The sequence below is a fragment of the Chitinophaga sp. LS1 genome (genome assembly GCF_034274695.1).
GTDB lineage: Bacteria > Bacteroidota > Bacteroidia > Chitinophagales > Chitinophagaceae > Chitinophaga.
The window spans coordinates 1993561-2006243 of record NZ_CP128362.1; the positions used below are offsets into that span (position 1 = coordinate 1993561).

General features: G+C 45.5%; 12 protein-coding genes and 1 tRNA gene. 8 read left to right on the forward strand and 5 right to left on the reverse strand.

Going from position 1 to position 12683, the window contains the following annotated elements:
• Positions 1-70: 70 nt before the first annotated feature.
• The 5 genes from rpiA to QQL36_RS08225 are packed head-to-tail and all read left to right on the forward strand — an operon-like array spanning position 71 to position 3291.
• Positions 71-745 (forward strand): ribose-5-phosphate isomerase RpiA, encoded by a 675-nt coding sequence (gene rpiA, locus QQL36_RS08205; RefSeq protein WP_320579896.1) that lies wholly within the window; start codon positions 71-73, stop codon positions 743-745.
• 41 nt (positions 746-786) lie between these two features.
• On the forward strand, positions 787-1341 hold the full coding sequence (locus QQL36_RS08210; RefSeq protein WP_083721875.1) for a methyltransferase family protein: 555 nt from the start codon (positions 787-789) through the stop codon (positions 1339-1341).
• 13 nt (positions 1342-1354) lie between these two features.
• Positions 1355-2188 carry a sulfurtransferase gene (locus tag QQL36_RS08215; RefSeq protein ID WP_321569487.1) on the forward strand — a complete coding sequence of 278 codons (834 nt, stop codon included), beginning with the start codon at positions 1355-1357 and terminating at the stop codon, positions 2186-2188.
• Between the two features lie 17 nt (positions 2189-2205).
• Entirely contained in the window at positions 2206-2568 is a 363-nt protein-coding gene (locus tag QQL36_RS08220; RefSeq protein WP_321569488.1) for a DUF1304 domain-containing protein, read from the forward strand.
• A gap of 21 nt (positions 2569-2589) precedes the next feature.
• Positions 2590-3291 (forward strand): class I SAM-dependent methyltransferase, encoded by a 702-nt coding sequence (locus QQL36_RS08225; protein WP_321569489.1) that lies wholly within the window; start codon positions 2590-2592, stop codon positions 3289-3291.
• Between the two features lie 222 nt (positions 3292-3513).
• Here the strand turns inward: QQL36_RS08225 and QQL36_RS08230 are convergent.
• The 3 genes from QQL36_RS08230 to recQ all read right to left on the reverse strand — a co-directional run bounded on the left by QQL36_RS08230 (position 3514) and on the right by recQ (position 6647).
• Positions 3514-3586: transfer RNA gene (locus QQL36_RS08230), tRNA-Phe, on the reverse strand.
• Between the two features lie 75 nt (positions 3587-3661).
• A complete protein-coding gene (locus tag QQL36_RS08235) occupies positions 3662-4435 on the reverse strand; it encodes a DUF3050 domain-containing protein (protein ID WP_321569490.1) in 774 nt (257 codons plus the stop codon).
• A 10-nt stretch (positions 4436-4445) separates the two neighbouring features.
• Positions 4446-6647, reverse strand: coding sequence for a DNA helicase RecQ (recQ, locus tag QQL36_RS08240; protein WP_083725029.1), 2202 nt, complete (start codon positions 6645-6647; stop codon positions 4446-4448).
• Between the two features lie 283 nt (positions 6648-6930).
• Here recQ and QQL36_RS08245 point away from each other — a divergent pair, with 283 nt between their 5' ends.
• Genes QQL36_RS08245 through QQL36_RS08255 form a run of 3 tightly spaced genes read left to right on the forward strand, consistent with a single transcriptional unit; the run spans position 6931 to position 10138 of the window.
• Positions 6931-7905 (forward strand): KpsF/GutQ family sugar-phosphate isomerase, encoded by a 975-nt coding sequence (locus tag QQL36_RS08245; protein WP_321569491.1) that lies wholly within the window; start codon positions 6931-6933, stop codon positions 7903-7905.
• 4 nt (positions 7906-7909) lie between these two features.
• A complete protein-coding gene (locus tag QQL36_RS08250; protein WP_321569492.1) occupies positions 7910-9001 on the forward strand; it encodes a mannose-1-phosphate guanylyltransferase in 1092 nt (363 codons plus the stop codon).
• A 3-nt stretch (positions 9002-9004) separates the two neighbouring features.
• Entirely contained in the window at positions 9005-10138 is a 1134-nt protein-coding gene (locus tag QQL36_RS08255; RefSeq protein WP_321569493.1) for a methionine aminotransferase, read from the forward strand.
• Positions 10139-10202: 64 nt separating this feature from the next.
• Here QQL36_RS08255 and QQL36_RS08260 read toward each other — a convergent pair whose 3' ends face one another.
• Positions 10203-10883, reverse strand: a complete 681-nt coding sequence (locus QQL36_RS08260; RefSeq protein WP_321569494.1) for a carbonic anhydrase family protein — start codon at positions 10881-10883, stop codon at positions 10203-10205.
• A 48-nt stretch (positions 10884-10931) separates the two neighbouring features.
• Positions 10932-12581, reverse strand: coding sequence for a SulP family inorganic anion transporter (locus QQL36_RS08265; protein WP_321569495.1), 1650 nt, complete (start codon positions 12579-12581; stop codon positions 10932-10934).
• Between the last annotated feature and the right edge of the window lie 102 nt (positions 12582-12683).

Sequence of the window (12683 nt, forward strand, 5' to 3'; positions counted from 1 at the left end):
GTAAGGTGGATCGTAAAAATAAGGCTTATATTGCTGTACACTAGCATTAAATTTCAAAAGAGTCATATACATGGATGCAATCACAAAAGCTAAGAAAGCCGCTGGCGAAAAGGCCGCTGCTTTGGTACAACCAGGTATGCTGGTAGGATTGGGTACAGGATCTACCGCTTACTGGGCGATTGAAAAGATCGGTCAGATGGTGAAGGAAGGATTGAATATCCAGGCAGTGGCTACCTCCATTGCTTCGGAAAAACAGGCCATCAAACTGGGCATACCGATCACTTCATTCAGCGAAATCCAGACGTTGGACCTGGATATAGATGGGGCAGATGAAATCAGTGAAGAAGGACAGCTGATAAAAGGCGGCGGTGGTTCCCTGCTCAGAGAAAAGATTGTGGCGCTGGCCAGCAGAAGACGTGTGATCGTAGGTGACGAAAGAAAATTTGTAAAGACGCTTGGAAAATTTCCATTACCAATAGAAGTCGTACCTTTTGGTTGGGAGCTGGTATTCAAAACACTGCAGGCACTGCAGGGAAATCCATCTCTCAGAACGAAAGACGATCAGCCTTATATTACCGACAACAGCAATTACATCATCGATTGTTCATTTGGCGTAATCCGTGAACCGGAGCTGCTGCATCAACAATTAAAAGCGCTTACGGGCGTTGTAGAAACAGGCCTGTTCCTGAATCTGAAGCCTACTGTGATCATTGCCTATGAAAACGGAGATGTAAAAACCATCTAAAAAGATTGAGCGCCAGACCCTTTTGAAAAACCTGCATCTTTATGTTATACACAACTATTGTCGCTATCTGGCTGGCTTCAGAGATCTTTCTGAACCGCATTTTCCGTTCCGGTCCTCAGGAAAAACAGGAAACAGACAGAAAATCGTTGCTCTGGATATGGGTGACGATTATGGCTACATTGCCGCTGGGATCTTTTTTAGCGGAATATACAGCAGCTCCGATCACGAGCTACCCTTATTTTTCTAAACTTGGTATAGCGGTGATTGTAGTAGGAATGTTATTCCGGTTCTGGTCGATCTATACGCTAGGTCATTACTTTACGGTAGATGTAACGATCCGGGATGATCACAGGATAGTACAAATTGGTGTGTATAAATATTTACGACATCCGGCGTACCTGGGATCGCTGATCTCTTTTGTAGGCAATGGAGTTGCGATGAATAACTATATTGCTTTTCTGATCACGGTATTGCCTGTAACCGGTGCATTTTTGTTTAGAATGCATGTAGAGGAACAGGTATTGATCAATAACTTCGGGGAGGAGTATAAACAGTATAAAAAGAAAACATGGCGACTAATACCGTTCGTGTTTTAAAAAATAAAAGATTATGAGCTATACTACTTTCATTCAGCCGAAAGAGGCCCTTGAAAATTTGCATGACCCCAATTTTCTGTTTGTTGATTGCAGCTATTCCCTGGCGGATAAAAAATGGGGAGTAGAAGAATATAAGAAAGCACATATTCCGGGTGCAGTATATGCAGATCTGCATTATGACCTGTCCGGCGAAATTATAGCTGGTAAAACCAGCCGTCATCCATTACCAAGAAAAGAAGCTTTGGTAAAGACGCTTTCCAAACTGGGTATTGATGCCAATGTACAGGTAGTGGTGTACGATGCGACTGCGGGTTTTATGGCGGCAGCGAGAATGTGGTGGCTACTACGTTGGGCCGGGCATGAGAAGGTAGCTGTATTGAATGGTGGTAAGGCTGTGTGGGCAGCGGTGGGTTATCCTTTGACGGGTGATATTTTGCCTTTGCAACCAAAGCAGTTTGTAGGAAATTTTAATGATAGTATGCTGGCTTCTGTGAGTGAAGTAATGGCATCGATAGAAGCGGGTAATACCTGTTTGGTAGATAGCAGAACTGCTGACAGGTATGCGGGGCAGAATGAAACCATTGATCCGGTAGCTGGTCATATTCCTACGGCGATTTCTAAACCTTTCAATGCACAGATAGGTGCAGAAGGGGTAGCAGCTCCTGCTGTATACAAAGATCATTTCAAAGAAGAATTTGCAAAGGGGAATGTTGTATTTTATTGTGGCTCTGGTGTAACGGCGGCGTACAATGTATTGCTGTCTGTATACGCCGGGTATCCTTTTCCTAAACTGTATGCGGGTTCATGGAGCGAATGGATCACAGATCCTGCACGTCCGGTAGCATAATCAAAACAAACTTAAATATGGTCATTATTGCGAAGATCTTTGTAGGTCTGGTTGCATTGGAACATCTGTACATCTTATGGATGGAAATGTTTGCGTGGGAGACTGCGGGCAAACGAACGTTCAAACAGTTGCCAGCAGAAATGTTTAAGCCAACCAAGGGACTGGCTGCCAATCAGGGGTTGTACAATGGTTTTCTGTCAGCAGGGTTGATCTGGTCATTCTTTATCAGTGATCCTGCATGGCAAAAGAATATTGCGGTATTCTTTTTGATCTGTGTGGTGATCGCGGGAATCTTTGGCGCCCTGACAGCGGCAAAGAAAATATTCTTTGTTCAGGGACTACCGGCATTGATTGGGTTGGTACTAACTTTATTGGCGTAAAAATGTATTTTTGATGTCACTATGAAAAATGTAAGCAAAGATTTCAATCCGACAATCAATCAGTCGTTCTATATAACACGTAATCTGTTGATCAGTAATCTGAAAAAGCAGTTTCATGTGCTTTATGGACGTATGCTGGATTTTGGTTGTGGTAGCAAGCCTTATAAGACCCTGATTAACGTAGATGAATATATTGGTGTAGATTTTCAGGGGGAGGGGCATAGTCATGAGAATGAGCAGATTGATGTGTTTTATGATGGGCTGACATTGCCGTTGGAAGACAATTCGTTTGACAGTGTATTGTCTACCGAAGTGTTTGAGCATGTGTTCAACCTTGAGGATATGATTTCTGAGCTACATAGGGTGATGAAACCGGGTGCCACTATATTGATCACAATGCCGTTCCTGATTGCTGAGCACGAGGCCCCGAATGATTGCAGCCGGTATACTTCCTTTGGCTTAAAGAGTTTGCTGGAGCGAAAAGGATTTGAAATAGTCCATTACGAAAAGCTGGGTACTTCTATTCAGACACAGGCCCAGATCAGGATGTCTTATATGGATAGTTCTATTCTATCCAAGCTGAACTTTTTCATGCCTTTAAGAAAGCTGGTGACTAACATTACTTTTGCGCTGATGAATATATGGGTCATGGTGTTGGATGCGATCCTACCAAAACGATATGATGCGTTTCTGAACCATATTGTGATCTGTAAAAAGAAATAAACTACTGATATAAGGGTCATCTGCAAGGATGGCCTTTTTAAATTTTGATTGTTGATGTTTATTGTTTTAGCCCTGCTTATGGTTATGGTATGAAATATGAATTTGTACCACATGTGCTGACAGATGATCCGAAATTTCCCGAATATCTCAAAGGGCATTATTCATATGCTAGGAGCCGGCTAAAAATAAAAAAGCCTCAACATTTGTTGAGGCTTTCCTTTGTGGTGAGGGCCGGAATCGAACCGGCGACACAAGGATTTTCAGTCCTTTGCTCTACCAACTGAGCTACCACACCATCTCTTTTCTCACATCCTTCATTCGAAGGGAGTGCAAAGATAACAAAATATGAATTTAAAATCCAAATATTATTCTAAGAAATTGTTGCAGTTGCACGAATTTCTTCCAGAATGCCTGTCCACAGCGCGTTTCGCTGTTCCAATGCTTCGCGACATGCGCTAGCAGCTTCTTCCCACTTGTGTACATCATTGCCACAAAGCTCTTGTACCATCTCCATGCCGAGGTGACTGTGGTGATCACCATCCACTTCAATATGGCGTTCCAGATAATACTTGAACAGGCTGATCTGTCCAGGGAATTGTTTGTCCAGATCGTTTACCAGCGCCACGAACATATCTGGGATGAGGTCTTCACGGCCAAAGGTGAAGACAGCAGCCTGCACATGTATCGGTGCTTTTTCGATCAGGTCAAATGTATGTTGTACAAAATCTTTGGCAGCAGGAGGGAAGGTCTTGAAGATATCGGCAAGGGCTATACCTTTTTGCTGTGACTGCAGGGCTGTCTCCATTACTGAAGTATCGGCACCTACCTGTTTCATCGCATCCAGGTATAGTTCGAAATGGCTTACACGCTTACCATCCGGATCGATATCACTCTCTTCGCCCGTTACGATCTCATTGATCAGAAAGCGGGTAGCAGCACTCCCTACAGGTACCCATGGCAGCGTCGTGCAGGTGAGGTTTCGTTGCAATGATTTTAAGAGTGACATGAAATCCCATACGGCGAAGACATGGTACTGCATGAAAGACCGGATGTCTTCCATGCGTTGCATTTCATTGTATAATGGATGTTGAATAATCTGTTCTCTTACAGGCGCAATCGCTGCCCTGATCAAATCCTGTCCCATAGTTGTTTTTTTAGTTCCCGTATACTACGAGGAACTTAATACGCATCAATTTCAATTGTTCAAGGGTATAGTCGCTATCGATGAGTTCTTCGCGGGCCAGTGCCAAACTGGAAGTCTCGCAGCCTTTGAAGTATTCAAGGATCTCGTCCTGGGCATAGTCGTCCAGTTCTTCGTCGATGCAATAATCGAGATTGAGTTTGGTGCCGCTTGCCACGATGGTTTCCATTTCGTCAAGCAATTGAGGAATGGTGAGTTCTTTGTTGCGGGCGATGGTTTCCAGTGGCATTTTCTTATCGATATTCTGGATAATGAACACTTTCAGCCCGCTCTTATTCACCACGCTCTTCATGACGAAATCGTCCGGTTTTACAATGTCATTTTCGGCTACATATTTAGAGATGACATCTACGAACTGTTTGCCATAGCGTACGGCTTTACCCTTGCTCACACCCTGTATTTTTTCCAATTCCTGTACGGTGGTAGGGTACTGGGTCGCCATATCTTCGAGGGAGGTTTCGAGGAAGATGACGAATGGGGGTAGGTTCTTTTCTTTCGCTACCTTTTTACGGAGCTCTTTCAGCATTTCGAAGAGAACAGGGTCTGCGGATGCCTGGGCTTCTGCAGCTACTTCATCTTCTTCATTGCCTTCTTCTTCAAATTGGTGGTTGAGTGAGACCATGATAGAGTAAGGCGTCTTGAGGAACTTTTTACCCTTATCAGTGATCTTTAGCAGGCCATATTCTTCGATGTCTTTAGCGATCAGGTCTTCCAGCATCATCTGACGGATGAGGGAGTTCCAGAAGTGTGCATCGAATTCTTTACCCTCGCCGAACACTTCCAGCTGGTTGTGTCCGTAGGTGGTGATCTGAGGGTTGATCTTGCCAGTGATGATATTGACAACGTAGTCGGTCCCAAAGCGTTCTTCCAGTGACTGGATGGCCTTCAGTACGATGACTACGCGGTTTTTTACTTCAATTTTCTCTTTTGGATTGCGGCAGTTGTCGCAGGCGCCGTTACACTGTCCCTGATCGTACTTCTCACCGAAGTAGTGGAGGATCACTTTGCGGCGGCAGGCAGAGCTTTCAGCATAGGCAACGGTTTCGTTGATGAGCTGGGCGCCCATTTCCCTTTCGCTGAGTGGCTTGTCGCGCATTAGATGTTCCAGCTTCTGTACGTCCTTGTAGGAGTAGAAGCAGACACAGATACCTTCCAGTCCATCACGACCGGCACGGCCTGTTTCCTGGTAGTAGTTTTCCAGGCTCTTAGGAATGTTGTAGTGTATAACAAACCGAACATCCGGCTTATCGATACCCATACCGAAGGCGATAGTAGCTACGATCACCTCGCAGTCTTCGTGCAGAAACATGTCCTGACGTTGTGCGCGGGTACCGGCATCCAGACCGGCATGGTAGGCAACAGCCTTAATGTTGTTGGCCGTCAGCATATCTGCCAGTTCTTCGGTAGTTTTACGGTTCAGTGTATAGATGATACCGCTTTTACCCTTATGAAGGTGGATAAACTTGACGATTTCGCGAATGGTTTGTTCCTTCTTCCTTTTCGGGCGGATCTCATAATAGAGGTTGGGCCTGTTAAAAGAGGAGAGATATACCTCGGGACTGCGAAGACCCAGGTTTTTAACGATATCGCTTTGAACTTTAGGTGTCGCGGTGGCCGTGAGGGCGATGATAGGCAGATCGGGATTGATCATATCTGTCATTTCCTTGAGGCGGCGGTATTCCGGGCGGAAATCGTGTCCCCACTCAGAGATACAGTGCGCTTCGTCCACTGCTATGAAAGAGATTTCCAGTTCCTTGAAAAACTCAAGATTTTCGGTCTTGGTCAATGTTTCCGGGGCTACGTATAACATTTTAGTCTTTCCAGATAGGAGATCAGTTCTTACTTTTTTGATTTGAGCTTTAGAAAGGGTAGAATTTAGAAAATGCGCTACATTATCCTTGCTACTGTAGGAGCGTACTAGATCTACCTGGTTTTTCATTAAAGCTATGAGCGGAGAGACGATCAGAGCACATCCTGGACTCATTAATGCCGGTAGCTGGTAGCAAAGAGACTTTCCACCGCCGGTAGGCATGATGACAAAAGTATCTTTCCGTGCAAGAATGCTTTTAATTATAATTTCCTGATTCCCTTTGAAAGAATCGAATCCAAAATGTTCCCGTAATGCATCTATCAAACTTACCTTTACAACAGCCATTGCATTCAAAATTTAAAACAAATAAACTCTAAAGAAAGTAACAAATTATGGATATTGTTTATGTGTTTTTTAGGGGACACGAAGTTAACTAAAATTGCATTGACCCCCAATTAAATTTATCCGAAATGAAGTCCAGTACTGCTTTGGCATGCGGTTTAACGGCAGGGTCAACAGGTGGGGGCTACGGCAGGTAAGTAGTAGGGTAAGAATAAGGCAATTCATTATAAAATAGGTCCATGTATAGGACTGAATCTCCTGAATACTGGTTAACTTTGCAGTGCTCATGAAAAACAGAACGGATATTAATATAGCAGCTATAGCAAAAAGGACACTTCAGATGGAGGCTGCAGCGATAAACAATCTAAAAGAGTTTATCAATGCTGACTTTGAGCAGGCAGTGGCACTCATAGCCGGATGTTCCGGCCGGGTAGTGATCACTGGTATCGGCAAGAGCGCTATCATTGGCCAGAAAATTGTGGCTACACTTAATTCCACAGGTACCGCCGCCCTCTACATGCATGCAGCTGATGCTATTCATGGAGATCTGGGGATGATCAGGGACGAAGATATTATTCTCTGTATTTCGAAAAGCGGCAACTCGCCGGAGATTAAGGTACTGGTACCATTGATCAAGAGTTTTGGCAACAAACTGATTGCCATAACGGGCAATGTCGAATCTTATCTGGCCCGGGAGGCTGACCTCTTTTTAAATACCACCGTAGACCAGGAGGCCTGTCCCAACAACCTGGCGCCTACCACGAGCACCACTGCCCAATTGGCAATGGGGGATGCGCTGGCTGTGTGTTTGATAGAATGGCATGGTTTTACGACAGCTGATTTTGCAAAATTCCATCCGGGGGGTACACTTGGTAAGAAATTGTATCTCAAGGTATTGGATCTATGCCGTCAGCACGATGCGCCCAAGGTATACCTGGACAGTTCATTGAAGAATGTAATCGTGGCTATTTCTTCCGGCATGCTGGGAGTTACGGCCGTTTTGGATAGCAATGACCAGCTTGGCGGGATTATCACAGATGGTGATCTACGCCGTATGCTGGAAAAGAGTATGTCAACTGACAATGTGACTGCCAGTGATATTATGTCTCGCCACCCTAAAACGATTCAATGTGATGAACTGGCGGTAAATGCCCTGGAGTTGATGAGACAACATGATATTACGCAGTTGTTAGTGCTGGACGACAAGAAGTATATAGGTATTATTCATTTACATGATTTAATCCGGGAAGGAATTATTTGACACGATGACTTACGTGAACAGGCATTTTTATGTGGCCATTATGGCCGGAGGTATAGGTAGCCGGTTTTGGCCCTTTAGCCGCACGGAATACCCAAAGCAGTTCCTCGATATTTTAAATACCGGGAAAAGCCTTCTGCAATGGACATATGAGCGATTCTCCCAATTTATTCCACGGGAAAATATTTTTGTAGTTACGCACCAACATTATATTGGCAAGGTGCAGGAACAGCTACCGGATGTGGTTTTCGACAATATTGTCGCCGAGCCATCCCGTAAGAACACGGCACCCTGCATAGCATATATTTCGCACAAGATCTATGGTCAGGACCCTAAGGCGAACATCATCTGTGCGCCGGCCGACCACCTGATTATGGATGCGACTGCATTTACCAGCACCTGTCTTAATGCCCTGATGTTCGTACAGAAACACAGCGCACTAGTGACCCTGGGCATTAAACCAACCCGCCCTGATACAGGATTTGGGTACATACAGTTTGAAACCCAACAGGTTGCGGATAATGTATACCCTGTGAAGACCTTCACAGAAAAACCTAACTTAGAGCTGGCCAGGACCTTTATACAAAGTGGAGACTTCCTCTGGAACGCCGGTATCTTTGTTTGGAACGTGAAAACTATTCTCGCCGCCCTTAAAATCTACCTGCCGGAGGTGGATGAACTCTTTCAACAATATAGCGCCGCCCTGAATACCCCTAATGAGAAAAAGGCGATTGAGACCATCTACCCTCAGTGTTCCAATATCTCTATTGATTACGGTATCATGGAAAAGGCGGATAATGTGTACGTGATTCCTGCCAATTTCGGATGGAGCGACCTGGGTACCTGGGCATCGGCCTATGAGAACCTGGAAAGGGATGACGCAGGCAACGCCATTCAGGGTAAGAATGTGATGATGATAGATACCACAAACTGTATGGTAAAAGCACCCCATGATAAGTTGCTGGTATTACAGGGGCTCGATGAGTTCATCGTGGTAGATACTAACGACGTACTGCTGATCTGCCGTAAAGATAATGAGCAGCAAATCAAGGAATACGTGGCGGAGGTAAAGCGCAACAAAGGAGAGAAGTACCTTTAAGATATGTCCAAATTACCCAATGTAGGAACGACGATCTTCACGGTCATGTCGGGCCTGGCGGCGCAGCATGCTGCCATCAACCTGTCGCAGGGGTTTCCTGATTTTGATTGTAACGAAACCCTGAAGCACCTTGTAAACGAAGCCATGGAGGCGGGCTATAACCAGTATGCTCCCATGGCGGGTATTCTACCTCTGCGCGAGGCCATTGCCGAAAAGATCCACAATCTGTACGGTCAGACCGTCAATGCGGATACAGAAATCACCGTGACACCGGGTGGTACGTATGCTATCTTCACTGCCATCGCCACCGTGATTGGTCCTGGTGATGAGGTGATCATTTTTGAACCAGCTTACGACAGCTATATTCCCAATGTACTGGTGAATGGTGGCGTACCGGTTCGCATTCCTCTTTCATTTCCTGACTATCATATAGACTGGTCACTGGTACGTAGTAAGATTACGGCCCGTACTAAAATGATCATGCTAAACACGCCCCACAATCCGACTGGCAGCATTCTCACTGCGAATGATATTGCCGAATTGGAAAAACTGGTGGCGGAGCACAATATCTACATCCTTTCTGACGAAGTATATGAGCACCTCGTATACGATGGCAAGGAGCACCTGAGCATGTTGCGCTATCCTTCCTTACTCAAAAACAGCTTTGTTACTTTCTCTTTTGGAAAGGTATTTCACATCACCGGTTGGAAAATGGGCTATTGTATTGCGCCGGCTCACCTGATGGCGGAATATAGAAAGGTTCATCAGTACCTCTGTTTCTCAGTGAATACACCTATGCAGTATGGACTGGCTAAGTTCCTGCAACAACCGGATCAGTACCTGGGGTTGCCTGCATTCTTCCAGGAAAAGAGAGATTACTTCCTGTCGCTGATGAAGGATACCCGGTTTACGCCGTTACACTCATCCGGCAGTTATTTCCAGCTGATGAAATATGACCGTATTTCTGATGAAGGGGATAAGGATTTTGCGATCCGGATCACCAAAGAATTTGGGGTAGCGAGCATTCCGGTATCTGCCTTTTATGAAGATGGCAAAGATGACCACGTAGTCAGGTTCTGTTTTGCCAAAAAGAATGAAACACTCGAAAAGGCCGTAGAGCGCCTGAGAAATATATAAAAAAAAAGCCGCCCTGTAATCAGAGCGGCTTCCCCTTTGTATATGACTACATGCAGAGCTTGTCTTACACGGTCACAGCTTCCAGTTGCTCTTTCACTACATCCTCACCGATAATCAGTGTGTTCTCCAGGAAACTTACTATGCCCGTTTCGACATCATACATGGCTCCGATAATACCTACTTCTCCACTCAGGATCATTTCGCGTAAAATGGTACTTTGCTCCATAATCGCCTGTACAGAACGTTCTGTATGGATATGCGTAACTGCATCCACGAAAGCAGGATTATGAGAGGTTCTATCTTCTTTGATAGTTTTTTCTGCATACACAGCAGGGGTGATCCTACCCAGCAGCGCAGTCAGATTACCCATTTCTACTTTGTCGCAGGCGCCTTTGATCGCACCGCATTTGCTGTGGCCCAGCACAACGATGAACTTGGAACCGGCTACTTTACAAGCATATTCCAGGCTACCCAGTACGTTTTCAGAGATAACGGCACCAGCCAGACGGATACTGAAGATATCGCCCAGGCCCTGGTCGAAGATCAGTTCTGCAGATGTACGGGAGTCCATACAGCTCACGATAGCAGCCATTGGCCATTGACCATCGCGGGTTTCATTGATCTGGTCCAGGTGGTCGCGGTGCAGGCGGAGGTTTTCCACGAAGCGTGCGTTACCGTTTTTCAGCAATTCCAGGGTAGTAGCTGGAGTCAGTTTGTCTTGCAGAGATTTATTTAATGTTTTCATTCTTTTCACTTGTTTTATTGGTTTTTAAATGGCGGGTTAACAATATGATTAATTAAGCTGCAATTCCTTCAGTAATTGTTCATGATTACCGGTGGATATTGTATGTACGTGTCCGGAGGTAATATTGGCTTGGTAATCTGCCGGAATATTTTCCGAATTCTGTATTTTATATACGTCTTTAAACCCCGTCAGCACCACGTTAATATTCTTTTGAGCCGCTTTTACATCTTTAAATTCCCTGATAGATTCCAGGACATCGAAATCTATATAGGTTGTATTGCTCGCATCGATGACCACGGTAGTATTTTCCGGCAGGTGTTCGAGCGTGAGCAGGATGCTGGCTTTGTTCAGGAAAGATACTTCCTGTGCCAGTTCCAGCTTGATGCTGTCACCATTGTGGTATTTTTCCTTACGGAAGTAGTAGGAGCTACGCATGTTACCCCTGAGGATGGCAATTACACTCACCGCCATACCAAGTGTGATACCAATCAGGAGGTCAGTAAAAACGATAGCGAGTACAGTTACCACGAAAGGCACCCATTGATACTTACCATTTTTGAACATCTCTTTGAAGATGGAGATCTTGCAGAGCTTATAACCGGTCACCAGTAGTACGGCAGCCAGGGTAGCCAGCGGAATCTTGTTCAGGATGGTAGGGATCAGGGCAGCACATACCAGGAGCAGTGTACCATGAGCAATAGTAGCGAGTTTGGTACGGCCACCTGCATTGATATTGGCAGATGAACGTACGATCACTGAGGTGATAGGCAGACCGCCGATCATACCACTTATAATGTTACCAATACCCTGTGCCTGCAGTTCACGGTTAGGAGGTGTATGTCTTTTCAGCGGATCCAGTTTATCAGTTGCTTCTACATTGAGTAGTGTTTCTACAGAAGCGACGATTGCGATGGTAGCGCCTACGATCCAAACTTCCTTGTTGGTGATGGCACTGAAATCAGGCGTGGTAAACTGGCCGATAAAATCTCCAAAGCTATTAGGTACCGGCAGGCTCACCAGGTGAGAGGGAGCGATGGCCAGTTTGCTACCTAAAGCAATGAAAATTCCATTCAGCACGACAGCGGTAATTACGGCTACCAGTGCCGCGGGGATCATCCCTACTTTAGGAATTTTGTTCCAGTAGAGGATGATCAGCACGGAAATAATACAAATCAAAGTCGCACCCAGGTGAATGTGGTTGATAGTGGACAGCAAAGCAGAGATGCTATTATGGCCGTCTACCTGGATAAAGGTAAAGTCTCCTTCAGAATCAGCATCATAGCCAAAGGCATGTGGAAGTTGCTTGAGTATAATAATAATACCGATGGCGGTGAGCATCCCTTTGATCACATTGGAAGGGAAGTAGTTGGCTACGGAACCTGCCTTGAGGAGGCCCAGCGCCAACTGAATCACACCACCGATCACAACTGCCATGAGAAATACGTCGAATACGCCAAATTTGGTGATGGCAGAAAGCACGACAGCAGTAAGACCGGCAGCAGGACCGCTTACACTCAGCTGTGCGCCGCTGAGGGAGCCAATCACCAGGCCCCCGATAATGCCTGCGATCATACCTGAGAACAGGGGTGCTCCGGATGCCAGTGCAATACCAAGACATAAAGGCACCGCAATCAGGAATACAACAAGACCGGAAGAGAGGTCGCCTTTGACGTTCGAAAATATATTTTGCCTGCTCATAGTCAATAGCATTTAAATACGCTTGCGCGTGGTTGGTCACAGGAATAGCGATGCCAGTGCGCCTTGTGGCGTGAGCATAACCTTCCTGTTGGAATTTTGTGT

Bases quoted from the DNA above. Each gene is read 5' to 3' on its own strand.
- rpiA (WP_320579896.1), top strand. From the start codon at position 71: ATGGATGCAATCACAAAAGCTAAGAAAGCCGCTGGCGAAAAGGCCGCT.
- QQL36_RS08210 (WP_083721875.1), top strand. From the start codon at position 787: ATGTTATACACAACTATTGTCGCTATCTGGCTGGCTTCAGAGATCTTT.
- QQL36_RS08215 (WP_321569487.1), top strand. From the start codon at position 1,355: ATGAGCTATACTACTTTCATTCAGCCGAAAGAGGCCCTTGAAAATTTG.
- QQL36_RS08220 (WP_321569488.1), top strand. From the start codon at position 2,206: ATGGTCATTATTGCGAAGATCTTTGTAGGTCTGGTTGCATTGGAACAT.
- QQL36_RS08225 (WP_321569489.1), top strand. From the start codon at position 2,590: ATGAAAAATGTAAGCAAAGATTTCAATCCGACAATCAATCAGTCGTTC.
- QQL36_RS08235 (WP_321569490.1), bottom strand. From the start codon at position 4,435: ATGGGACAGGATTTGATCAGGGCAGCGATTGCGCCTGTAAGAGAACAG.
- recQ (WP_083725029.1), bottom strand. From the start codon at position 6,647: ATGGCTGTTGTAAAGGTAAGTTTGATAGATGCATTACGGGAACATTTT.
- QQL36_RS08245 (WP_321569491.1), top strand. From the start codon at position 6,931: ATGAAAAACAGAACGGATATTAATATAGCAGCTATAGCAAAAAGGACA.
- QQL36_RS08250 (WP_321569492.1), top strand. From the start codon at position 7,910: ATGACTTACGTGAACAGGCATTTTTATGTGGCCATTATGGCCGGAGGT.
- QQL36_RS08255 (WP_321569493.1), top strand. From the start codon at position 9,005: ATGTCCAAATTACCCAATGTAGGAACGACGATCTTCACGGTCATGTCG.
- QQL36_RS08260 (WP_321569494.1), bottom strand. From the start codon at position 10,883: ATGAAAACATTAAATAAATCTCTGCAAGACAAACTGACTCCAGCTACT.
- QQL36_RS08265 (WP_321569495.1), bottom strand. From the start codon at position 12,581: ATGAGCAGGCAAAATATATTTTCGAACGTCAAAGGCGACCTCTCTTCC.